We start from the raw sequence: 23,654 nt of genomic DNA on the forward strand, positions 1-23,654 counted from the left end.
AATAATGTCATGGGCGGGAGAGTATTTTTCTCCCTCTTTCCTGTCTTTAACTTCCTGTTATTTTTCATGGGCGAAACATTATGTTACGCACACTACTACTCGGTTGTTGTTTATTCATCAGTTTGTCATGTCATGCAGGACAAACGGTTGTACTTATTCATGGTTATTTAGAAGATGGCAGTGAGTGGTTTAAAAGTGGTGTTGTGCCAATTCTAAATCGGGCGGGTTTTAATTATCTTGGGCATCTCGCTCCACAAGGTTTTTATCCTGCTCATCAAACAGTTAATGCAAATCCACGTTATGTTTATACGCTTACCTTACCATCAGAAGCACCAATTCTTGTACAAGCACAATGGCTCGCACGCTACATGCAAGCACTACAGACACGACACCCACAAAATGAATTGATTTTAGTTGGACACTCCGCAGGTGGTGTGGTCGCCCGTTTTAGCATGGTACAAATGGGATTATCTGCAAATACCCTCATCACGATAGCAAGTCCACATCTAGGCACAGATAAAGCTGAATGGGGGTTAATGTTAGGCGACAGTCCATTTGGATTTTTTGCACCCTTTTTCGGTATGGATACGATTAACCGCTCACAAGCCTTGTATTATGACCTCGTCCGTGAAGCACCTGACACCCTCTTATTCTGGCTCAACCGCCATCCGCACCCCCCTGCACGTTATATTTCCATCGTTCGTGCGGACAACCCACAGGGTATAACAGACACTGTTGTTCCAGCATATAGCCAAGATTTGAATAATGTCGTTTCATTACAAGGACAAGCAACCACATTGCAAAGTGTTGGCACGCACGCATTACAACCCAGTGATGGACTTATGCTAGTTGCTATTTTATTCAACCTACCCATGCCAAATGCTAACCCTGCAAGATAACTGAAATGTAATTAAAGAATAATTACCTGATGCCTAGAGAATTCCCTGTTACAACCCAAGCATCCACACGCAATTTACAATCAGAATGCAATATACTGCGTCAATGATAGATAACAACTTCACTGAGGATTCATAATGAAATGGGTTTATAACAGTATTCTTGCTTGCTTTATCACCCTGCCTGTTTTAGCAGCGGATAATCTTTATTTAGAAGGTGTAAGCATTTTAGGCAGTAAAAAAAATGCCTATATCTCCTTCAATGGGGGACAAGTCACCGTTAACGAAGGTGATGCACTGGGTACGTGGACAGTCACAAAAATTGATAGTCGAGCAGTTTCTCTTTCAGCAACTAATGGGGAAGTAAAAGAATTACCACTCCATACACAAATGAGTATAGAGACCCCAACCGCCACCCCAACACCCGCACAAAATCCGCCCGTAAATCCCAATTTAACCGTTATCCCCGACGATAAAGTACCCGCAGGACATCGCAAAATTAGAACACCTTTTGGCGATGTGATAGTTAAAGATGAACCCTTAGACAAACTGCCAAAACCACAAGACACCTCGCAACCAGCACAAAATACCGTCCCACCTGTTCCACGTTCAAATGAACCCGTTCCTGAAGGACATCATAAGGTAGCAACACCTTTTGGTGAGTTTGTGGTTAAAGACGAAGAGAAGAGTGGTCAGTAATTTGCTATGCTTACCGTTAATAGCATTATTCAAATTTTTAAGGACTAATGATGAAACGGTTAAGCACTTGGTACTGGCGGGGATTGCGATTTACCGCCAGCCTACTTTTACTATGGCTATCGCACACAGTGTTAGCAAATGGCGGTTTTGGTGGAGATGATACCAGCCCTATTCCCAGTTTATCGCTCAATCAATTGAGTGTTCCTGCCGACCTAATACGCCCCCCTTATCGTATATCCACTGACAATGCGTTATGGGGTAAAGCGGATTTAACAGAAGTAGGTACTATTTACGCCAACAATGACATAACAGGGCGTATTGACTTTCTTATCAGCGGTATTCGCAACGATATGGCAATGGACGTTTACCTTGCCTATAGCACCCGTCCGGGGAGTACTGACTTATGGATAAGCAGTGTTGCGGGTAGAATGGAACTAGACCCACTGACATTGGAGATTGTTGCAGTTGTCAGATTGCAACCAGCAATACGTTTCTACGAACGCACAACCCCGCTTGGTAATGCAGTAATAACAACACAATCCACCGTCATTTCTGTCAACCTCTCAGATTTGCGGCTTCCTCAGTTACAAGGCAACGAGCTGTTTTTTCAAGCTTTAGCGGTCAAATCGGACTCATTGGATTTTGCTGATTCCCAAGCCTCAGAACTTGATGAATTTATTATTGACCGCAGCAACCAATCAAACCGCTTAAAACAGTGATGAAGGTTGTTTAATCCTGCTTGAAAATAAATCACGGATAGCACAGTTTTGAACAGTGCTATCCAATTGTAGTATATCAAGCGCAAAGTGCATTACAGTACGAAAACATATATTTAACTGTGCTTTACACTTGCTTTATTTGTTTTGTCCGTTCTTTTAACTTTATTTAAGACCACCATTAAGCAACCTGATGGTACAAACTCCCTTCACACATACTTATAGCAGCGGCTGATCAGTTGCTAACGTGTCATTATTAAATCCTGCCAATTCAGCTAATTGTGCGTAATCTAAAATAGTTAGTGTGTGATGAGATAAATTAATCAACCCTTCTTCCCGTAGATTACGTAAAGTACGATTGACATGTACAAGGGTTAGTCCAAGCGTGTCGGCAATATCTTCTTGTGTCATAGGAAAGGGAATACTATTGCCAATTTTAGGATCATGCATTCCCATTCGTTGAAACAGCTCTGTAAATAAAAATGCTAAACGCTCTTTAGCATTTTTTCGTCCAATATTCACCAAATATTCTTGTCCTAATGTCATATCTCGAGCAGTTATCCATGCGATTTGCAACCCTAATTCTGGATGCGTTTGTAACATCTGAATAAGATTTTGGCGCGGAAATACGCATAAAGTACATTCGGTCAATGTTTGGGCAGAATGATTCATTGGTGCTTGTAAATCAGCTTGAAAGCTGATGAAATCACCGGGCAGTGCGTAGCGTAAAATTTGTCGACCACCATTACTCAATGTCTTATATAACATAACCCAACCACTGAATAAGGTGTAAATATTGCCGTGTAGCTCCCCTTCACGGTATAAATGGTGTTTTGCAGGCAAGAGCGTTTGTCCCGCACGATATTGTTGTACAACAGCTTGTTGGGACTCAGGCAGCGGTTGAAAGCGGGTGAGCTTACGAACAGGGCAGGCGTGACAAGGAACAGTTTGTTCGCTTCTTTTGGAACGGTTTGTCATGGTACAGACACAAATTAACTTAGGTTAATGTCAATCCATAGTTTATGATTTATTTTGATGGAAAAAAAGTTTTTTACCTATTTAAATTTATTTTTTTAAAACAATCTGTTAAGTGATGTAAATTTGGCTGTAATTGTGGTAGAATTGTTTCTTTTTTGGACGTTAGTTTTAAAAAAGCGTTGAAATAATTATTATTTTATATTTCAGAGTATTTTACTAAACCTTAAGATTTTTATAAAAATTAATGAGACATCCCGTGGCACTGTTTTAAATAAATAAAATAGTAGTACTGTTTAAGGTTGCAATTATCAAAGTATTTTTCCCGAAAAACCATTAGGAGATAAAGTTAGATGAATCTTAAAAAACAGGTTTTACCCTTACTCATTGTCAGCAGTTTAGGTATTGTTAGCGCGCCCGTTTTCGCTATTGACCAAGGTGATATTTTAGTCCGTGGTCGTATTATCAACATCAATCCCGATTCTGACAGTGGTGATGTTTATTCCAGCGCAACAGGTACAAATGTCCCCGGTACAACGGTTGATGTAGAAGATGCTTGGACATTAGACATCGATTTTACCTATATGATGACTAAGTTTGTTGGCGTTGAGTTGTTGTTAGATTTGAGTTCTCAACATGATGTTTCTTCTAAAGGTGAAACATTAAATACGCTCGCACCCGGTAATATTATCGAAACCCGCGTTTTACCCCCCGCATTGATTTTACAATACCATTTGTTGCCTGATGGTCCTATCCGTCCTTATGCAGGTTTTGGATTTAACTACACTTACTTCTTTAATGAGAAAGCCACGAATTCTTTAGACGCAGGTTTAGGTGGTGTTTCCGATGTGTCGTTAGATTCTTCTTTCGGTTGGGTCGCCCAAATGGGTGTTGATTATGACATCAATGATAAAATATTCCTCAATGCTGACGTGAAATACATGGACATCGGCACAACCGCTGAGTTCAATTCTGGCGCGTTAGGACATGTGACAACTGATGTGGATATTAACCCTTGGGTTATTGGTTTTGGTATTGGTACAAAGTTTTAAGCTTTAAATTTAGTTAAGGATTTATACTCGCAATGGATTGTCCTTTCTTCTAAAGACAATAGTTGACATATTTGTTCCTCAAAACCAAGTCCTGCAACGGGGCTTGGTTTTTTTGGTTTTTATCTGAATTGAAATTTAGAGCCAGATTTATCCTTTCTCTGCTTTATCAATCGCCTTGCTTAATTATGTTTTCTACAACAAATCCTGATTTATTTAGCCACTGAATTTTCAGAATTGACCTCCTCATGCAAGCATATTTTCTTTTAAATTATCTTGTTAGCTATTACAATCATAATTATTCGTTATTTAGGCTGATGGTAAAGCGGCTACCTTTACCTATTTCGCTTTCTACACTCACTTGTCCACCATGAAGCAAGGTTAGGCGATAAATAAGTGCTAGCCCTAAGCCTGTTCCTTCATAATGTCGTGATAAACGAGCATCTATTTGACTGAACGGTTTAAAGAGCTTTTCTTTATCCGCTTCAGCAATACCAATGCCTTTATCCCATACGGTAATGTGTATTTTTTTTGTCGCTGGGTCGTTTTTAAGTTCTAATCCAATTTCACCATTATCAGGCGTAAATTTAACTGCATTATTGAGTAAATTGATGAGTATTTGGCGTAAACGCTGCCTGTCTGCTTGAATGGTTGTAATGGCAGTATCTGTTTGGATGGTGAGTTTTAAGTTTTTCTTGGCGGCTTGTGGGCGAATAAATTCAATACATTGTTGAGATAAGCTATCTAAGGCAACATCACCCAGTGTAAGGTGCATTTTTCCTGCTTCAATTTTTGATAAATCTAAAATATCGTTAATGAGCATTAATAAATGTTTTCCACTATTTTCTATAATTTGTACGGAACGCAATTGACGAACATCCAAGTGTCCATAAACGCCTTCTTGAAGGGCTTCTGCCATCCCTAAAACAGCGTTTAAAGGCGTGCGCAGTTCATGACTCATGGTGGCTAAAAATTCGTCTTTTAGACGGGTCATTTTTGCTAATTCTTTATTTTCTATACTAAGCTGATGATTTTGATGCTGTAGTGTAATGTCACGTCCCATCCCAAAATAACCCAGAAAACGTTTATCTGTGTCAAAAAGAGGAATCGCTGTAATATCCACAAGTAGGGGGACACCATCTTTTCTTTTCAGTTGTATTTCTTGATGTTGTATGGGAGAGCGATCATTTTGATCTGTATTGAATGCATTTTGAATATCGTTGAGTTCTGTTTGGGGGATAAGGGTGAATAAGTGATGTCCAATTAGTTCGGTAGCATCGTACCCTAAAACTGTTTTAATATTTTCACTAATCACTTTAATAATAAGATGTTTATCACATTCCCATACCCAATCACTGCCGTTTTCTACTAATGTACGGAATTGTTCAGCACTTTTACGTAGGGCTAATTCAGCTAATTTTCGTTCAGTAATATCATTAAGTGAGCCTGCCATGCGGGTAGCCTTGCCCATCTCATCCCAAACAGCTTGACCTAATAAACGAAACCAATGGTATTCCTCATTTTTCTTTTGTAATCGACAATCTACATCAAAAGGAATTCGCTCTTGCAAGTGTTTACTGAGCGCATTCATAACGGGCAAACGGTCATCAGGGTGAAGAAACGTCGTCAATCGCGACAAACTGGGTTCAACTTCATTTTCAACATAACCCAATAAGGCAAAAAAACGTGATGACCACCATGCTCGATCTTCAAATGTATTACCCCAATCCCATAAACCACTACTAGACCCTAATACGGCTAATTCAAAACGTTCTTTACTTTTACGCAACGCATTTTCTAATTTTTTCTGTTCAGAAATATCCTCTATATATCCTGTGATTATCGTATTTTTATCTATATCATGGTAAGTCGTGGCACTTAGTCTTAAATAGTTGTACGAACCCTCTTTTCCTGTCCTAAACACCTCGTTTAAATTTTGTGAACAGTTATGAATATCATCTAATAAAAGTTGAATTCGTTCTTTATCTTCTTCTGCAATCAAAGCAAGTATTTCTGCGGGTGGGATTTTAACGCTAGTCAATCCATAAAAATTAATCGCTTGTTTATTAATATACCGAATCTTACCAAATCCTTTACTATCAATTTGATATTGGAAAAAAACATGTGGCATATTGTCCAATAATTGATTAATAAGCTGATGGTTTTTCTGTTGTAATATACAGGGTTGTAAAAACTTTTGTCTTATGTAATATAACCAAAGCCCTCCCATACCACTGGTGATAAAAAATACCCATGTGAGGAAAGAGTCATCGACAAATCTCCAATAAATCCCGCCCGCCATTAAGAGCCAAAGTAACCCAAGCGGTAGCGTCGATAACCAAAACTGAAATGCACTATAAACCATTTGCCTAATGTATCCTGAAAGTAAATTGCAATAAATAATGTTAAATAACAATAAATTATATTTTTTTAGTATAAATAACAGCTTGCTTTTCTTGTTTTAATTAAATTAATTTAAATCAGCATATTAAGCTAAATTGCTATAAAAATGACTACAGCCATTCACTATCCTCTGTTACCATGTACACCTCTTAAATCAGCCATCACTTAACGCACTTAAGAATGTTGAAGCTACCTGCTTTCTTTACAGAACATCCCACACCTGAAGTTGTTGCTGCTGTTGACTTAGGCTCTAACAGTTTTCACATGATAGTTGCTCGTATTAGTGATGGACAAGTACGTGTCCTAGATAGATTACGTGAAATGGTACGTCTTGCAACAGGATTGGATGCGACGCAAACTATCTCACCTGAAGCACAACAACGCGCATTAGACTGTCTTGCACGGTTCGGACAACGTTTGCGTGATATGCCCATTGATAATGTACGTATTGTTGGAACAAATGCCTTGCGAGTTGCCAAAAATGCGGACACGTTTTTACTAAAAGCAGAAAAGGCAGTGGGTCATCCGATAGAAATTATTGCAGGTCGGGAAGAAGCTCGCCTCATTTATTTAGGTGTTGCACACACCCTATCTAGTAGTAAAGAAAAACGTCTTGTTATTGATATTGGTGGGGGAAGTACCGAATTTATTATTGGTGAAGGTTTTGAACCCTTGCGCCGTGAAAGTTTGCGTATGGGTTGTGTTGACATGAGTGAACACTATTTTGAAGATGGTAACATTCGCCAAAAGAATCTACGCCGTGCGGAAATTGCCGCCTTACTAGAATTACAACCCATAGAAGCAATGTTCAGAACAACAGGATGGGCAGAAGTCATTGGCTCATCAGGGACATTGCGCAATATTGAACGTGTCATTATCGAAATGGGCTGGGGAACAGAAATCACGGCCGACAGTTTACAAAAATTACGTCAAGCCTTGTTAGATATTGGTCATACAGAACGCCTAAGCGCGTTAAAAGGTCTAAACCTCAAACGCACTGCTGTTTTTCCTGGTGGTGTGGCGATTTTACTGGGGATTTTTGAAGGGTTTGGTCTAAAACGGATGCAGATTTCTGATGGCGCGTTGCGTGAAGGTTTAGTCTATGATCTGTTAGGACGCATTGTTCATGAAGATGTGCGAGAACGCACCATTCGTACCCTGAGTCGACGTTATGGCGTAGATTTACAACAAGCCGAACGGGTGGAAGCGACAACCTTACAATTCCTATCAGATGTGGCTCGTGTTTGGGATTTAGCACACGAAGAATATGCGCAAATGCTCAGTTGGGCAGCACGGTTGCATGAAATTGGTTTAAGCATTGAACACGAAAACGGTCATAAACATGGCGATTATATTCTCAGCCATTCCGATTTATCTGGTTTTTCTAAACAAGAACAAGCATTATTAGCAACATTAGTGCGTGTACACCGTCGCAAATTTCCCAGTGACATCAGTCAACGCTGTAGTCATATTGAAGGGATAAAATTAGCACGATTAGGTGTTTTATTACGCCTATCTATTCTGCTACATCGTGGGCGTAGCACAAGCGTATTACCGCCGATTATACTTTGTCCTGCTGATAACATGCTAACATTAACCTTTCCTAACAACTGGTTAGAACAACATCCGCTGACACAAACCGATTTAGAACAAGAACACGAGTATTTACGAGATATTAATATACGACTTGTTTTTGAATAAAACACACATAAAATATACGTAATATTATAATTAATAATAAATTTCAATGCTGTCCTCCTAACCAAATAACAAACACAAGATAAACAGATAAAAGTACCATTTGTCGTATTTTAACAACAATTGTTTAAGTGTGGTTTTTTTACAAAAAATCTGTTGCATTTTTTCGTCATCTGCGTTAAGGTTCTCATGTCTGCTGATTTAATTCAGTATCTGTAACCGAATTATGTTCTGTTGTTTTTGTAACACCGCGTATTAAAAGAATATACCTCCTCTATTTTGTTTGGCTCGATAAAATAGAGATTAAGTTTTGTAAAGTAAACTAAGCAAGTGGAGAAATTTAATGAAGCAAAAGACTTTAGTATCTAGCGTAACAGCCGCTCTCTTAGCTGTTTCTCCTTTCGTGTTAGCTGATGATATGAGTGACATGAAAGTACAGATTGATCAGTTGCAAAAACGCATCAACACACTGGAATCCTCTGGTGGTTCAGGTGCAATCATCACTGCGCCAAAACCAAAATATGGTTTGACCTTAAAGGGTCATGTCAACCGTGCAGTTATGTATGCAGATGACGGCATTGATGGCGATACCTTCTTTGTTGACAATGATAACTCATCTAGCCGTTTAAACATCGACGGCAAAGCCGCCGTGAGCGATGACGTAACCGTTGGTGTTGCTTGGGAATTAGAATATCAATCTAATGCCAGCAACAACGTTACCATGAAGCAAACTGCCAGCAATAGCTCACAAGACTTCTTCAAAGAACGTAAGATTGAACTGTACTTTGACAGCAAAACCTTAGGTCGTTTATGGTTAGGTCAAGGTGACATGGCTTCTAACACCACCACCGAACAAGATTTATCTGGCACATCCGTTGCCGGTTATTCCTTGCTGAATGGTGTTGGTGGTGGATTATCCTTCCGTGATTCTGATGCGGTCAATAATCCTGCCGTTGTTACCATTAACAAAGTCACCACTAACTTTGATGGTTTAAGTCGTGATGACCGCGTACGTTATGACACACCTAGCCTTGGTGGCTTAATGTTGTCTGCCAGTGCAACCACGGGTGGTGCATGGGATGCAGCCGCTTATTTAGCACGTTCTTTCGGTCCTGTAAAAGTTGCTGCCGCTGGTTTTTATGCTGATCCTCAAGATTTAAAAACCTACGAAAGCCGTTATGGTGGTTCTGCTTCTTTCTTATACGAACCCGTTGGTGTTAGCTTGACATTGGCGTATGGTCAAGAAAGCTATGACTTAAGCAAATCCACACGTGATGATGAAGCAACCTCCTACTATGCAAAATTAGGTTACCAATTCAAAGGCTCTGATGTGGGCAAAACCGCAATTGCATTATCTTACGGTGTCACCGAAGATTATGCACAAGTCGATGATGAGTTAGACAGCTGGGGCTTAGGTTTAGTCCAAAATATTGATAAAGCCGCGACCGAAGTTTACTTCCAATACCAAGGCTTTACTTTAGATCGCACAAATGCCAACCTAGAAGACATTTATGTCCTCATGGGCGGCGCGCGCGTCAAGTTTTAATTTGATTAGTTTAAGGGGTTAATGATATGAGCAAAGGAATTTATTTCCTGAGCCTGTTGGCTGTTGTTGCTGTGTTATCAGGCTGTGCAATCGGTGGCGAACCGCTGTATGGTAATCATACCGCAGGTGCACCGCCCGAAGGACCTGGTTTATTTACAGGTGAAAAAGGCGCGATTTGTGTTGGTAACTGCGACTAAGTAATAACTGCCCATTCAATCTCTATAAAACCCTATCACAGCAATGTTGATAGGGTTTTTTCTTTTGTTAGACTCATAGATATAGCAACAGTACTATAAAAAGATTAAAGAGAATATCAGTAAAAAGAGCTCATCAAATTTGCTCGTTACCAAGCTCTACTTGGTAATGCCTGCCTTGCAGGCTCCACAAGCGGGGGGCGTTCAAGTACCCGCCAAGCAGCGCTTAGCGAATAGGCATTACCAAGTGAAACTTGGTAACGAGCAATACTTTTTTACGGAAATCTGTTGAATAGGTCATTTCTTATTCTCTTTTTAAAATACGGTTACTATATAAAAAGTATAGCAAACCAATAGACTAATCATTTAAGGACAAGGGTTTGGGTGTTCTTTATGAATTGTCTCGATGCCTTCTAATACTTCTGCACTAAGCATTAAATCAATGCTTTGAATATTGCTTCGTAATTGCTCTAGCGAAGTTGCACCAATCAATGTTGCTGTTAGAAAAGGGCGACTGTTGACATAAGCTAATGCCATTTGAGCGGGGTCTATATCAAATTTTTTTGCAAGTTGCACATAGGCTTGAGTCGCTTTAACACCATTATCATTTTTGTAACGGCTGAAACGTTCAAACAACGTGACGCGCGCGCCAATGGGGTGAGCATTATTTAAATACTTACCTGATAACATGCCAAATGCCATTGGTGAATAAGCGAGTAAGCCAACTTGTTCACGGTGTGCAATTTCTGCAAGTCCTACTTCAAACGAACGGTTGAGTAAATTATAAGGGTTTTGAATACTGACTAAACGAGGATAGCCCTGCTGTTCGGCAAGTCTTAAGTATGTCATGACACCCCAAGGCGTTTCGTTAGAAATGCCTATGTAACGGATTTTGCCTGCTTGCACTAATCCTGCAAGCGCGCTTAGGGTTTCTTCTATCGCCGTATATTGTTCGTTTTCTTGATGAGTGTAGCCTAACTTGCCAAAAAAATTAGTGTTTCTGTCAGGCCAATGGACTTGATATAAATCAATGTAATCAGTTTGTAAGCGTTTAAGACTGTCCTCAACCGCTTGATTGATATGTGTGCGGGTTAAACGCGGACCTTGCCGAATATATTGCACCCAATCACCCGGACCTGCGATTTTAGTTGCGAGAATAACTTTATCGCGATTTTGTCGTTTGTGTAGCCATGTCCCTAAATAAGTTTCGGTTAAACCTTGTGTTTCTGCGCGTGGAGGAACAGGGTATAATTCGGCGGTGTCAATGAAGTTAATTCCTTGTGCAAGCGCGTAGTCTAACTGTTCATGCGCTTCTTCCTCTGTGTTTTGTTCTCCCCACGTCATCGTTCCTAAACAAAGACGACTCACTTGTATGTCGGTATATCCTAAAGCGTTATATTTCATATAATTCCTTTGTATTTTACACGAAGTGCTTGCGCGTAAATTTGTATCTAGTTCAGCATAGTACAAATTTTATCGCATGAATAATCCACTACATACATAAAAACATTCATTATCTGCCACAATGCAATTTAAACATGTATTTAATTATACATGCTAATGCGCGAGTGATTTTATGACGACTTTACACGTAGAGAGGGAATTCTACAGATGCATATTTACCTTTTATAATGAGTTCCCTCATTTTATAATTAAAATAGATAATAACTTGATATATAAAATTTTTATTAACACCATTAGTAATTTTATGGTTTAATCGTCGAGATAAATCTTATGCCTAGTTTGCCCCCAGAATATCCACAACGGTCGATATTGCATAATGAAGTTCATGCGCGTCCGTTTGAAGCCCTACATCCGCCAGAACGCGCTTCTTACCTTGCACTGCTGGTCAATGAGCAAGAACGCCAGCGGGAATGGTCACATCTGATTGCGCTATGTGAACAATTTGGTTATCCACCACCCAGCGTGGAAACGAAGCATTTTAGTGGCAATTTTGGTGCTTTCCGTCTGCATTTAGAAAGGCATACGGAATTTACGCGTTATCAATTTATTGTCAAAGCTGATTTTACCAACCCTTTTGCCGACCCTGTCATTAATTTGTTACCTGATGAATGGGTAAAAGCCATTCCCGGACAATTAATGGTTGCAGCACATCTAGCTATTTTAAAAGCGGATTCGGTGCAGCATTTGCCGACAACCGTCGATGATATTGTTTCTTTTTTTGAAGGGAATCACATTGTTGGCGCACATATTAGTGACGGAGCAGGGTTAGCCTTTACCGATTTTACCATCCATGCGGATGGATTTAGTCGTTTTTTAATTGTCGACAAGAGCATGTATTCTCGCCAATGCGGACGCATGATGTTGCGTTTATTAGAGATTGAAACGTATCGCATGATGGCATTTATGGCGTTGCCATTAGCACGGGATTTAATCCCCGTACTTGCAGAAGCGGATAAAAAATTGGTAACACTCACAACGGCAATGACGCAAGCGCAGGACAAAAAGGATGAGGAATTATTAGAAGAATTGAGCCAGTTAGCGACAATGATAGAAAATATTGTTTCCTCAACAGCTTATCGGTTTAGCGCGACAGAGGCTTATTATGAATTGGTTGCACGTCGTATCATAGAATTGCGTGAGGTTCGTATTCAAGGGGTGCAAACTTTTCAAGAATTTATGGACAGACGACTTGCGCCTGCCATCAGAACCTGTGAATCGGTAGCTAGTCGTCAAGATGTTCTGTCTAAACGGATTAATAATGCCAGCCAGTTGTTACGTACACGCGTAGAAATTAAGCATGAGGAACAAAATCGAGCATTGTTAGCCTCAATGGATAATCGCGCACATTTACAGTTGCGCTTACAAGAAACGGTAGAAGGCTTATCTGTTGCAGCAATTACTTATTATGCCGTAAGTTTGGTCGGTTATATTGCAAAAGCGTTAAAATCCGCAGAGTTATTACATGTTAATCCTGAAATTGTGATGGGCATATCGATTCCCATTATTGCGTTGCTAATTGCGTCTGGCGTTAGGCACATTCGCAAAAGTGTTACTGAAGAATAAGTCACGTAATTTAAAGAGGGGGAATGCGTTCCCCCTGTTTCGCAACATTATTTATCTTGTAAACAACCCTGCAATGTTTGGGCTAAATTCGTGAGTAAGATGGAATAAGCATTTTCATCAGCGTTTAAATTTGCACCTTCAGGGTCAAGTACGTCTTGTTTTATGCTTGTGCCTTCAATAAGCGTATTGACTAACTTTGGTTCAAATTGCGGTTCGCTAAACACACAATGTACTTGTAAGGTTCTCATCCGCTCGCGCAATTCGCTCAATCGTTTTGCACTGGGTGGGTTTTCAGGTGAAAGGGTAATTGAACCCACAGCATTTAAATTATAATGCCGTTCAAAATATTGATAAGCATCATGAAAAACCACATAAGGAACGTCTTGTACGGGCGCAAGAGTGGTTTTTAACTGTTTATCCAGCTCATCCAAACGCTGTAAGACTTTTTCTGCATTCGCCTGATAAAGCATCGCGTGACTTGTATCCATTACACTGAGTGCTTGTGTAATCGCTCGGACTATCAACATGGCATTGTGAGGGTCTAACCAGATGTGTCCATCCACTTGCATTTCAAAATCGTTCTCGTGTTCATGCGCATCCTCATCATGATGTACATGTTTTTCCTGCGCCTCCCCCACATCATCCTTGTGTTCATGCTCATCTTCGTCATGATGATGCACATGTTTTTCCCACGCGCCCCCGACCCGTATGGGTAACAGGGTTAAATCAGGTAGCGTTGATAATTGCAATACCCGTGTATTTTCTAAAGTGCTAAGGGTTTTTGCTAAAAAGCCTTCAACAAAAGGACTTACCCAAATCACTAATTTCGCTTGATGTAATTCTTGTACTTGTGAAGGTTTTAACGTGTAAGTATGTGGCGATTCTTTTCCTGTTAATAACAATGTTGGTTTATCCACACCCGCCATAATCTGCGTTACTAGCGCGTAAATTGGTTTAATACTCACGACCACATCATTCGCCTGTGTTATGCAAGGCAAACTTAAACTAATTATTAAAAAAATAATTTTTCTAATCATATCAACCTCTTTAATTATAAACGTTATAATATAACGTAGCTTACTCTACCATAAACACGCTAAAAAGTTGATAGTTTTTCTCTGAAAAAACACTTTCTGTACATATTTACCAAAAAAATTGTTTTCTATTACAATAATAAGTATGTCAATAATGTGTATTCATGGTTTACATATGACTGACTAAATTTAGCCTGACAAATACGTACCCTCATGCTACTTTAATACTTAACTCTCGTGTTTTTTTACCGCTTTTAATGACAAGGAAAATTCATGTCCAAAACCGCTATTTTTCGCCTAGTTATAGGCTTTTTCCTCGCTTTCTGTCTCAACAGTGTTTTTGCTGCAACCATTGCATCTGAAGAAGGTGTTATTACTGCTACTGCTGAAGGAACATCTCCTACAGTAGAAGATGAAATGGCAAGTGGCACAACCGTTGGCACACCAACAACTATCGTCGTGTTAAGAGGCGGAAAACAATCTGTTCCCCTTAGTGTGAAATCACAACCTGTTATTTTTAAAGTAACTGATGAACATGGAAATCCTGTTTCAGGTGTTCATGTTAATTTCGCTTTACAACGTAATGGTAGCCCTGTTGCAAGCACTGGTTTAAGCAGTACAACAGGTGTGAGTAATGCAGGTGGGGTTGTATCAACCCGTGTGCAACCCACGACAGTGACAGGAGCATACACAGTTACCGCGATTGTCTCCGATAACCTGAGTTTAACAGCAAGTGCCACACTCAAAGTTACTGCCTCCTTACCCAGCTTAGGGAATGGTGCAGGTGTTGGCAGAGATGGTAAATCTGAACAGACAGGCAGCTTGTTTGGTGGTGGTTTCTCTGTCAATGACGGCGAGTTTGTGAAAAAAGGCAAACAAAAGCTTAGTGATAGCTGCTTAGTTCAAGGTATCATCACAACTGACAGTGCTGATGTTGGTAAACAAGTCGATTTAATCGTTGTCGCTGCTTATGTCATCCCTGAATTGAATTTCAGCGCGTTTTTCGTGTTAGATGAAGTAAAAGGTGTTGTTGCATGGGATTTAGACATGGCAACATTAACCGCCTTTAAATCAGATGAAACATTAGAAGATAAACAAATTGTTACCATTTATGATGGTCAATTTGTGGCAACAGGACAATTGCTAGTGTTCTACGGCTATCGTCTGCCCAATGGTAAAGTCGTGTTTAATGCAGAACAAGTGTTAGACATTACTATCGATCCTTAGTTTTTTAGCGGTTTCTCCAACCCTAAGCATAAACAATATGCTTGGGGTTTTTTTATCACAAACGACAGTACATCATGACAACACCAACAATTTTAATCTTAGGGATTGGTAATTTACTTTGGGCAGATGAAGGTTTTGGTGTACGCACCGTTGATTTTTTATACCGACATTATCAATTTCCGCCCCACGTGCAGCTAATGGATGGTGGTACACAAGGTTTATATTTACTCAGCTATATTCAAGCAGTAGAGAAATTGCTGATTTTTGATGCGATTGATTATGGGTTACCCGCAGGCACAATTAAAGAAGTTTTAAACGATGATGTGCCTCGCTTTATGGGCGCGAAGAAAATGAGTTTGCACCAAACAGGCTTTCAAGAAGTGTTAGCAGCAGCCCAATTTACCAATCAATACCCAAAGGAAGTTGTATTATTAGGCGTACAACCCTTACAACTAGATGATTACGGCGGGAGTTTAACCCCCTTAATTAAGGCACAAATGCCCACGATTATTGACCTAGCTTTGCACCATTTAAACCGCTGGGGTATCGCTACAGCCCCCCGTATTCCACCGCTTACCGCCCAAGCAGGGCTTAGTGAAGGTGCATTAGCCATTGAACGTTATGAAGCTGAACGCCCCGCCGCGCATTTCGCCTGTCGCATTGGCGATGCACGCATATTGAATCAACACTTGCCTGATAGCAATGACTGATATACAAATCTTACTGATTGAAGATGAACACTTATTTGCTAAAGCTGTCCGTAAACGCCTAGAAAGAGAAGGGTTTCACTGTCATGTGGTTGATACCCTTAGCGCGGCAACTGCCTATTGTTTATCTCAGCCTATCCACTTAATTTTACTAGATATGCGTTTGCCTGATGGTTCAGGTTTAGATTTTTTACGTGATTTACGCGAAGAGTATCACCTAGATACCACTGTTATTGTGCTAACCGCCTTTGGGGAGTTAGAAGATGCAGTGACTGCAATGAAATTACACGCCCTAGACTATTTAAAAAAACCTATTGATTTAGATACATTAGTTACAACAATCAACAAGTTTTTAGATAAAACAGTCCTGACCAAACAACTACAATATTCATCAACGGCTTCTACTGAAGTAGTGCAACTCTTAGGTAACAGCCTCGCACTACACAAAGTACGCCAACAAATTGCCCGTATTAGCACCCTTACCTCGCAAACAGAAAATAACCCACCGAATATCCTAATTTTAGGTGAAACAGGCACTGGAAAAGACGTTTGCGCCCATCTCCTTCATCATGCCAGCCAACGGGCAACCCGTCCTTTTGTGCATGTTGATTGTGCAACATTACCCGCTGATTTAATTGAAGCTGAATTATTCGGACACGAAAAAGGCGCGTACACCCACGCCCATACAACACGCAAAGGCTTGATTGAAACCGCAGAAGATGGAACTTTATTTTTAGATGAAGTAGGAGAACTCCCCTTAGAACTACAAACAAAACTGCTCGCTGTGTTAGGGCGGCGAATGGTACGTCGTTTAGGCAGTACACAAGAACGCTACACAGGCGCATGGTTCATCACAGCAACGCATCGCCCTCTAATGCAATGGGTAGAAGAAGGCAAATTTCGGGCAGATTTATATTACCGTCTTAACACATTAACCATAGAATTACCGCCCTTACGCACTTGTGATAACGACAGTTTAGTACTCGCCCAACATTTCGCCCAACAGACAGCACAACGTTACGGCTTACCATCCCCGTCGTTCTCTCCTGAACTATGTGAGCAAATTCAACAAGCAGAATGGCGTGGCAATGTGCGAGAATTACGACATTATATAGAACGTGCGGTATTACTCAGCGAAAATGGTTCGCTTGCGCTACATGGATTACAAACACGCATAGACGCTATGATGCCAACCGTTACAGAACCACTAACAATAACCAGTCATTCCCTAACCTTAGAGCAAGCCGAACGACTATTAATAGAACAAGCCTTAGCAAAAACGGCTGGTAATGTCTCACAAGCCGCACGTTTACTGGGGATTACCCGTATGGCATTACGTTATCGACTACAAAAACATGGACTAAAAGCACAAGATAACGATGAACTACCCACAGATACCGATTGATATAGGCAAAAAACTAATTTTTTGACCTTTTTTTATTTACCGCTACGAAATTTTACTATTACTATCATGTCACTTCCTAAACCGCCTGTTACTCGCCAACTATTACACACCCGTAGAATTGAATGTTGTGGTTATCATCGTGAAGATGGTCTATGGGATATTGAAGCCTATTTAATTGATACAAAAAGCTATTCTTTTCCGAATAAATTTCGTGATAGCATTCAAGCTGGTGAACCCTTACACGCATTGGGTTTGCGGCTCACATTAGATGATAACTTATTGATTCATGAAGCAACAGCTATCATTGATGCCTCACCATTTGCCGTTTGTCCAGAAATAACCCCCCGTTTTGCCTTACTAAAAGGTTTACAGATTGCAACTGGCTGGAATAGAAAGGTAAAAAATTTATTAGGTGATATAAAAGGCTGTACGCACCTAGTCGAATTACTCGCACCATTAGCAACAACCGCCTATCAAACCATTTACGGCGCGACAAAAGAAAAACGAGAACAAGAAATGGCAGAACATCCTGATAAAAAGCCTGCATTATTAGATTCTTGTCATGCACTAGACTGCAACGGCGTTGTGGTGAAAACATTTTTTCCTCGCTTTTATACAGGTGCGACAGATAAATATCAGGATTAATATCAAGTAAGTTCTTTAACATGAATATCTTGTTGCGGATAAGGAAAGGTTATACCTGCCGCTTTAAAGTTATCCCATAAAGCAAATAACAACAAATCGCGTGTCGTAAACGATGAGCCTGTTTGCAAATTAATATGATAATCAATCCGAAAGTTTACGAAATAATCCGAAAATTCCCATAATGTAACGATAGGTGCGGGGTCTGCTAAAATATTCGGAATATTACTTAATGTACTCAGAATAATTTCTTTTGCCTGATGCGGATTATCGTCATAACTCACACCAATATAGAGCGTAATCCGTAGTAGATGGTCGCTATGTGTCCAATTAATAAATGCACTGGAAATTAACTGCGAATTAGGTACGATAACATCTTGTTTATTCCAAGTTTTAATCGTAATAGACCGAATGCCTAACTTAGTGACTGTCCCCTCATAATTATCCCCAATGTTGACAATGTCCCCTGTACGCAAAGGTCTTTCTATCAACAATAAAATACCGCTAAAAAAATTGTTGGCGATATTTTGTAAACCCAACCCAACCCCAACCCCTAATGCCCCTGCAAAGACGGCAAAAGTAGTTAAGTCTATGCCCATGACCTGCAAACCCAATAATAAACCAACAATTAATACAACATATTGGGTAAAAACTGACAGACTATTGCGAACCCCTAAATCGATAATATTGACGTAAATCCAGCGATAAGTAACGCGCCGTATCCACCCGCCAAACCAGAAAACAAACCAAAGCGTTACACCTGCGAGTAATAAGTTTTTTAAAGTAAAAGTAATGCCAAAAATGTTCAGCGTATAATTTGCTAATCGCTGTATTCCATCCTCCATAGCAACATCATTTAACCATCCATTTAACCAAAAAAAGCTGGTGACAGTGCTAATTGCGAGAGCGATTCCTAACAAGCGATGAAACAGTGGAATAATATCTTGTGTCCACAACAAACCATTTTGGCTGTATTTAAGTGCATAGTTTTTCCACAGATAAATAATATCTTCAAGTCCACCTTGTAAAATAAGCCAACCCGTCAACACTAAGCCCAATACACTTAAACTCGCGGCAACATACCAGCCTAAATTAATATAACCAACAAGCCCTAATAAACTAACGGTAATAATTGTTAAAGGAATCAACAAACTAATAAAACGGATTACGAATAGCCAATGATTTTTTAAAGCTGCTTTTTCCTCCAAAAAATGAAGTGTTTGCCGACGAATCATCATGATAGGAATAACCGTTAGCGATAAAAACAACATGAATAATGTATCTATCCATGCCGTAATACCGCTATCAATATCAATGAGATGCGCTAATGCAGTGATAACTACAAATAAACCTGTTACCATAATAACCCAACGTAAATTACGGTAAAGTCTTTGATTTTCTGGGGGAATAACCTCTTTTTCTGCGAGGAGTAACCACGCTAAATTTAACGGTATTTTGACGACTAGCCATGGAAAAATCAGAATAAACGCAAAAAGCGTGCTGGTTAAATTGGGCTGGGCAATCCAAATAAATAGAGTAAATAATCCACTAAAAGCAATACTATACGCATTTTTATTAAGTAACCGTAAAAGGGTTAAGAAGGTATCAATGGCAAAACTATGTTCTGCCATGCTTTCTAATTGTTGGAATAAGTGCGTTAAGTAACGACGCAAGCCAATAAAAAATAATAACCAAGCTAAAATTCCAATACTTATCATACTCCAACGATTTTCAGGAATAGATTCCGCCGTATGTTTGAAATTTAATAAAGTTAGTTTTAATTGTTTCCAAAAAATAATGGGTACATCCGCAAAATCATTGCCTAATTTTTCCCAGCCCGTCATTGTTGACGGTATGATGCGCCGTTTTAATAAAGTTTCTTTTACAATTTGTTTGTAAAGGGTTTCTGAATGTTCATAAACTTGTTTTATTTGGGTCAAAAGTGGCGGTAATGCCATAATTTCAGACTGTAAACGTGTTTCTATGGTTTGTAAGGTGCTTAAAGTTTGTTGATATAACTGTTGGTCTTTTCCTGCTAAGGCTTCGCCCCGTTTTTGTAATAATGCTTGTTGCTGTTGAATAACAAGATGTTTATTCTTCAATAATGTTTGCATGTTACTCAATTCTGTATAAACTGTTTCTATATCCGATAAATCATTAATATTTAATGATTTCTGCTGATTTAATTCCGACCAATGATTTAATAAAACGGCAATCTGTTCTAAACGCAGTGTTCTAGCAACCTTTTGTGTTTGCTCATCTACATCTTGTAATTGTCCATTCAACAGCTCACGTTGCCATGATTTACCTTCATCTTGTAATGTATCTAGCTGTTTTTGCAATTCTTCAGATTTAGTGACGTAATATTGTTGTTGCTGTTCAATTTGTACAGAAAGTTGTTGCCGACTTTGTTGGTTATAAACATCCATTAAAACAGAAAAGCGTTGCGTCATTAATTTGGAAAACTGTTCGGCAACTTCCAAATGTTTTTGTGCAATATCCAATTGCTGTTTAATCAAGTCAATTATCTGGGCTTGCAATTGGATGTCATCTGTTAATTCACTGATTTGTTGGTTTTTAATAACCCGTAGTTCTGTATCCACCACTTGCTGATTCAATGAATCTAGTTTTGTTTGTTGGGTTTGTTGTTCTAACTCTTTCTTTTTTAAAGTATCACTCAAATTTTGTATTGCTATATTGCGCTTTTCCCATGCTAGTTTAGCTTCTTGTTGAGCTAAATCAGCTTCTTGTAAATATTTTTCTGTAATAACGGTGGTTTCTATTGTGACTTTAACAGTCGCCCAGAGGCTTTCTTGTTCATTAAACTGTTGGGTTGTTACTTGCAACGCTTCTTGTTCAAGTTGAACCGCTCTTTTACGCTCTTCTAAAAGCTGTTCTATCGAATGCGGTGGAAGGGTACTTGCGGGTGGGGGGGATTCTGCAAAACCAAGTGTGCAGATAATCCAAAGACTGAGAATAAGAAAGATATTTTTAAAAAATAACATTTTGTAATGTTCTTGTGAATTTATGTGGATGCCACATTATCGCTGGTGACCATCCGTATTGAATAGACATAAACAGTCTATATGGCAACTTAGCAAGGATAGCAAGGAAGGGATTGAAGATAAGGGGGGGGAGGAGTAGGCTATACGATCAATTTCGATAGCTGTTTATCAGCATCATATTACGAATTACAGATGAATCTAGTATGAATCGAAAAAATGACGATTTCATGACTACAATTCTTTTGTCGTGGTTTGTCCCGCCTGTTGTATCACATACCCTCTTCCGTTTGCATCGTATGTAAACAGGCTTTTTATTCAAAAGGAAATATTCTCCGTGATTCAACGAAAAATAACACAAGCACAAGCACTCGTTCATCAATCTGTTAGTAAAGTGATTGACGCGGGACGGGCGAACTTTGCGCGCAAAAAAATGACTAAGTCCTCTAAAACGATTCCCTCAAAATCCACTACTTTATTGCAATCCCCCTTTTTTTTATTTGCCCGCGAGATTTTACACAATCCACGTGCAATGGGTGCTGCTTGTCCTAGTTCGCGGCATTTATCCCGTGCGTTAGCCAGTATGACACCCTTACAAGGGCAAGGATTAATTGTCGAATTAGGCGGTGGAACAGGTAAAGTAACCGAAGCATTATTAAAGCGTGGTATTCATCCTTCCCGTTTAGTGGTTGTTGAACGTTCTCCCGTTTTAGCCAATTATTTACGCAATCGCTTTCCCGAGCTGCGGATTATTGAGGGCGATGCGATGCACTTACATGCGTTGTTAGGAACAGAACAAGTGGTTGATGCCATTGTTTCAGGATTACCATTACGTTCTTTACCTCAACATGTCGTACACGTTATTTTAAAGCAAATTGATATTTGCTTGCAAAACAATGGGGTATTCGTGCAATTCACTTATGATTTAACAGGACGTACAACCCATTTACCCCACCATTTTAAACGGGTTAATGCAAAAGTCGTTTGGAATAATTTACCGCCCGCTCGTGTAGATGCGTATCAACCAGCGCATACGAAACAAAACTAGCTTTACACCTATCAAATCCATTAAAGGTAAGTGCGAATTAATCAGCACTTACCTATAAAAACCATAGACGGCTTGCGAAAATAGCATAAATAACAAAGTTTCTAAAGATTATCTAAATCAGGATATTCCGCATTACCAAAACTTAAAGACAAAAAAATGCCTTTCAAAAATCATAGACCTTCCGCAAAAGTAGTATGGATAACACCGCTTTTCTCTTAACCTATTTTTGCGAGCAGTCTATTTAGGGTTAAAAATCTACCCTCATCTATCGTACTATACGACTTTCTAACGACCACTTAACTCTTATTCTCATGCGTATTTCTCATTTTCACATATCCCCTTATGTGCTACTCACGCTATCCACTTTTTTTTGGGGTAGCAACATGGTTATTGGGCGTGCTGTTATGATGGACATGCCACCAATGGCATTGGCTTTCTGGCGTGGAATTGTTGGCTTATTAATACTATTGCCTTTTGCATGGCGGACTATGTATGCACAGCGTGCGTTAATCCGACAATCTTGGCATATTTTGCTTTTTTTAGGCGCATTAAGTGTTGGGGGATTTAACAGCTTTTTATATGTTGGATTGCAAACTACAACCGCAACGAATGCCGCTATTTTGCAATCAAATATGCCGATTGTTATTATCGTATTAGGTTATTTTTGGTTTCGTCAGCGGGTGGCGCGTTACCAATTTCTAGGTATTTTAATTTCTACACTTGGAGTATTAGTAATTATTTGCCAAGGTAGCTGGCAAATGTTTATTACTTTTAGTTTTAATCAAGGGGATGTATGGGTATTAGGTGCAGTGTTAATTTGGGCAGTTTACTCATTACTGCTACAGTGGCGACCGATGGAATTACACTGGCTTGGTTTTATGGGGTCTATTGTTTTACTAGGTGTTTTAGTAATGTTGCCCTTTTACCTATGGGAAATATATCATGCCCCAACATGGTCGCTCACGCCCGCAACAATGGGTAGCATTATCTACGTTGGCATTTTCCCTTTAATTGTTGCTTATATCTGTTGGAATCAGGCTATTTATGAACTGGGGGCGCAAAAAGCAGGACAATTTATTCACCTCATTCCCGTTTTTGGCACTCTCCTATCACTGATATTTTTAGGCGAAAAGCTCCATTTCTATCATTTAATAGGCATTATTCTAGTTGTTATTGGGATTTATCTCGCTTTGTTTTGGCGTAAAGCCTAACATTCCGATTTTACAGATTGTGAAAATAACGCGGATACCCCTTACAAACAGTGTTATCCGTTGTTTATCTCTTCTGATTAAAAACTGTCTGAATCAAGATTTCTAACGGTATCAATACCGCTATTTTGTATCCTGCTCAAGCCTAAAATTCTAAAGTAAACAATCACCACTACCC

At 39.5% G+C, this 23,654-nt stretch carries 19 protein-coding genes; 14 read left to right on the top strand and 5 right to left on the bottom strand.

The window, feature by feature from the left end; translation table 11 throughout:
• Nucleotides 1–80 precede the first annotated feature (80 nt).
• From AL038_RS06625 to AL038_RS06635, 3 genes are all read left to right on the top strand, one after another.
• The gene (locus AL038_RS06625; protein WP_062150741.1) at nt 81–899 is read left to right on the top strand and encodes an esterase/lipase family protein; all 819 of its coding nucleotides are present in this window, start codon (nt 81–83) and stop codon (nt 897–899) included.
• A gap of 135 nt (nt 900–1,034) precedes the next feature.
• The gene (locus tag AL038_RS06630) at nt 1,035–1,595 is read left to right on the top strand and encodes a hypothetical protein (protein WP_062150745.1); all 561 of its coding nucleotides are present in this window, start codon (nt 1,035–1,037) and stop codon (nt 1,593–1,595) included.
• A gap of 47 nt (nt 1,596–1,642) precedes the next feature.
• Complete coding sequence (locus AL038_RS06635) at nt 1,643–2,314, top strand: hypothetical protein (RefSeq protein ID WP_145917066.1); 672 nt, start codon at nt 1,643–1,645, stop codon at nt 2,312–2,314.
• Nucleotides 2,315–2,530: 216 nt separating this feature from the next.
• Here AL038_RS06635 and AL038_RS06640 read toward each other — a convergent pair whose 3' ends face one another.
• Nucleotides 2,531–3,289, bottom strand: a complete 759-nt coding sequence (locus tag AL038_RS06640; RefSeq protein WP_062150750.1) for a Crp/Fnr family transcriptional regulator — start codon at nt 3,287–3,289, stop codon at nt 2,531–2,533.
• A 350-nt stretch (nt 3,290–3,639) separates the two neighbouring features.
• Here AL038_RS06640 and AL038_RS06645 point away from each other — a divergent pair, with 350 nt between their 5' ends.
• Nucleotides 3,640–4,338, top strand: a complete 699-nt coding sequence (locus AL038_RS06645; protein WP_062150753.1) for an OmpW/AlkL family protein — start codon at nt 3,640–3,642, stop codon at nt 4,336–4,338.
• Between the two features lie 295 nt (nt 4,339–4,633).
• On the opposite strand, the gene AL038_RS06650 is transcribed toward AL038_RS06645, so the two are convergent.
• Entirely contained in the window at nt 4,634–6,700 is a 2,067-nt protein-coding gene (locus tag AL038_RS06650; RefSeq protein WP_062150756.1) for a PAS domain-containing sensor histidine kinase, read from the bottom strand.
• Nucleotides 6,701–6,918: 218 nt separating this feature from the next.
• Between AL038_RS06650 and ppx the strand changes: the two genes are divergently transcribed.
• From ppx to AL038_RS06665, 3 genes are all read left to right on the top strand, one after another.
• A complete protein-coding gene (ppx, locus tag AL038_RS06655) occupies nt 6,919–8,439 on the top strand; it encodes an exopolyphosphatase (protein WP_062150759.1) in 1,521 nt (506 codons plus the stop codon).
• Nucleotides 8,440–8,779: 340 nt separating this feature from the next.
• Nucleotides 8,780–9,982, top strand: coding sequence for a porin (locus AL038_RS06660; protein WP_062150762.1), 1,203 nt, complete (start codon nt 8,780–8,782; stop codon nt 9,980–9,982).
• A gap of 26 nt (nt 9,983–10,008) precedes the next feature.
• A complete protein-coding gene (locus AL038_RS06665; RefSeq protein ID WP_161575444.1) occupies nt 10,009–10,179 on the top strand; it encodes a hypothetical protein in 171 nt (56 codons plus the stop codon).
• Nucleotides 10,180–10,542: 363 nt separating this feature from the next.
• Here the strand turns inward: AL038_RS06665 and AL038_RS06670 are convergent, their stop codons facing one another.
• Complete coding sequence (locus AL038_RS06670) at nt 10,543–11,580, bottom strand: NADP(H)-dependent aldo-keto reductase (protein ID WP_062150765.1); 1,038 nt, start codon at nt 11,578–11,580, stop codon at nt 10,543–10,545.
• Between the two features lie 330 nt (nt 11,581–11,910).
• On the opposite strand from AL038_RS06670, the gene AL038_RS06675 reads away from it, so the two are divergent.
• Nucleotides 11,911–13,203: a DUF3422 family protein gene (locus AL038_RS06675; protein WP_062150767.1), complete on the top strand. Its 1,293-nt coding sequence runs from the start codon at nt 11,911–11,913 to the stop codon at nt 13,201–13,203.
• Nucleotides 13,204–13,250: 47 nt separating this feature from the next.
• Here AL038_RS06675 and AL038_RS06680 read toward each other — a convergent pair whose 3' ends face one another.
• Nucleotides 13,251–14,240 carry a zinc ABC transporter substrate-binding protein gene (locus tag AL038_RS06680; protein ID WP_062150770.1) on the bottom strand — a complete coding sequence of 330 codons (990 nt, stop codon included), beginning with the start codon at nt 14,238–14,240 and terminating at the stop codon, nt 13,251–13,253.
• Between the two features lie 270 nt (nt 14,241–14,510).
• Here AL038_RS06680 and AL038_RS06685 point away from each other — a divergent pair, with 270 nt between their 5' ends.
• The 4 genes from AL038_RS06685 to AL038_RS06700 all read left to right on the top strand — a co-directional run bounded on the left by AL038_RS06685 (nt 14,511) and on the right by AL038_RS06700 (nt 18,221).
• A complete protein-coding gene (locus AL038_RS06685) occupies nt 14,511–15,464 on the top strand; it encodes an Ig-like domain-containing protein (RefSeq protein ID WP_062150774.1) in 954 nt (317 codons plus the stop codon).
• Nucleotides 15,465–15,538: 74 nt separating this feature from the next.
• Nucleotides 15,539–16,174 carry a HyaD/HybD family hydrogenase maturation endopeptidase gene (locus AL038_RS06690; RefSeq protein WP_062150777.1) on the top strand — a complete coding sequence of 212 codons (636 nt, stop codon included), beginning with the start codon at nt 15,539–15,541 and terminating at the stop codon, nt 16,172–16,174.
• On the top strand, nt 16,167–17,576 hold the full coding sequence (locus AL038_RS06695) for a sigma-54-dependent transcriptional regulator (protein WP_062150780.1): 1,410 nt from the start codon (nt 16,167–16,169) through the stop codon (nt 17,574–17,576). Before AL038_RS06690 ends, AL038_RS06695 begins: the two co-directional genes overlap by 8 nt.
• Before the next feature lie 66 nt (nt 17,577–17,642).
• Complete coding sequence (locus AL038_RS06700; protein WP_062150783.1) at nt 17,643–18,221, top strand: DUF2889 domain-containing protein; 579 nt, start codon at nt 17,643–17,645, stop codon at nt 18,219–18,221.
• A gap of 2 nt (nt 18,222–18,223) precedes the next feature.
• Here AL038_RS06700 and AL038_RS06705 read toward each other — a convergent pair whose 3' ends face one another.
• On the bottom strand, nt 18,224–21,223 hold the full coding sequence (locus AL038_RS06705; protein ID WP_062150802.1) for a mechanosensitive ion channel domain-containing protein: 3,000 nt from the start codon (nt 21,221–21,223) through the stop codon (nt 18,224–18,226).
• Between the two features lie 334 nt (nt 21,224–21,557).
• Here AL038_RS06705 and AL038_RS06710 point away from each other — a divergent pair, with 334 nt between their 5' ends.
• Nucleotides 21,558–22,268: a class I SAM-dependent methyltransferase gene (locus AL038_RS06710; protein WP_201800135.1), complete on the top strand. Its 711-nt coding sequence runs from the start codon at nt 21,558–21,560 to the stop codon at nt 22,266–22,268.
• 311 nt (nt 22,269–22,579) lie between these two features.
• Entirely contained in the window at nt 22,580–23,479 is a 900-nt protein-coding gene (locus AL038_RS06715) for a DMT family transporter (RefSeq protein WP_066246105.1), read from the top strand.
• Nucleotides 23,480–23,654 lie beyond the last annotated feature (175 nt).

Origin of the sequence: Beggiatoa leptomitoformis, from assembly GCF_001305575.3 — a bacterium.
In the GTDB taxonomy this organism is placed as follows: domain Bacteria; phylum Pseudomonadota; class Gammaproteobacteria; order Beggiatoales; family Beggiatoaceae; genus Beggiatoa; species Beggiatoa leptomitoformis.

Coding starts and splice junctions, on each gene's coding strand:
- AL038_RS06625 (WP_062150741.1), top strand. CDS start 81: ATGTTACGCACACTACTACTCGGTTGTTGTTTATTCATCAGTTTGTCA.
- AL038_RS06630 (WP_062150745.1), top strand. CDS start 1,035: ATGAAATGGGTTTATAACAGTATTCTTGCTTGCTTTATCACCCTGCCT.
- AL038_RS06635 (WP_145917066.1), top strand. CDS start 1,643: ATGATGAAACGGTTAAGCACTTGGTACTGGCGGGGATTGCGATTTACC.
- AL038_RS06640 (WP_062150750.1), bottom strand. CDS start 3,289: ATGACAAACCGTTCCAAAAGAAGCGAACAAACTGTTCCTTGTCACGCC.
- AL038_RS06645 (WP_062150753.1), top strand. CDS start 3,640: ATGAATCTTAAAAAACAGGTTTTACCCTTACTCATTGTCAGCAGTTTA.
- AL038_RS06650 (WP_062150756.1), bottom strand. CDS start 6,700: ATGGTTTATAGTGCATTTCAGTTTTGGTTATCGACGCTACCGCTTGGG.
- ppx (WP_062150759.1), top strand. CDS start 6,919: ATGTTGAAGCTACCTGCTTTCTTTACAGAACATCCCACACCTGAAGTT.
- AL038_RS06660 (WP_062150762.1), top strand. CDS start 8,780: ATGAAGCAAAAGACTTTAGTATCTAGCGTAACAGCCGCTCTCTTAGCT.
- AL038_RS06665 (WP_161575444.1), top strand. CDS start 10,009: ATGAGCAAAGGAATTTATTTCCTGAGCCTGTTGGCTGTTGTTGCTGTG.
- AL038_RS06670 (WP_062150765.1), bottom strand. CDS start 11,580: ATGAAATATAACGCTTTAGGATATACCGACATACAAGTGAGTCGTCTT.
- AL038_RS06675 (WP_062150767.1), top strand. CDS start 11,911: ATGCCTAGTTTGCCCCCAGAATATCCACAACGGTCGATATTGCATAAT.
- AL038_RS06680 (WP_062150770.1), bottom strand. CDS start 14,240: ATGATTAGAAAAATTATTTTTTTAATAATTAGTTTAAGTTTGCCTTGC.
- AL038_RS06685 (WP_062150774.1), top strand. CDS start 14,511: ATGTCCAAAACCGCTATTTTTCGCCTAGTTATAGGCTTTTTCCTCGCT.
- AL038_RS06690 (WP_062150777.1), top strand. CDS start 15,539: ATGACAACACCAACAATTTTAATCTTAGGGATTGGTAATTTACTTTGG.
- AL038_RS06695 (WP_062150780.1), top strand. CDS start 16,167: ATGACTGATATACAAATCTTACTGATTGAAGATGAACACTTATTTGCT.
- AL038_RS06700 (WP_062150783.1), top strand. CDS start 17,643: ATGTCACTTCCTAAACCGCCTGTTACTCGCCAACTATTACACACCCGT.
- AL038_RS06705 (WP_062150802.1), bottom strand. CDS start 21,223: ATGTTATTTTTTAAAAATATCTTTCTTATTCTCAGTCTTTGGATTATC.
- AL038_RS06715 (WP_066246105.1), top strand. CDS start 22,580: ATGCGTATTTCTCATTTTCACATATCCCCTTATGTGCTACTCACGCTA.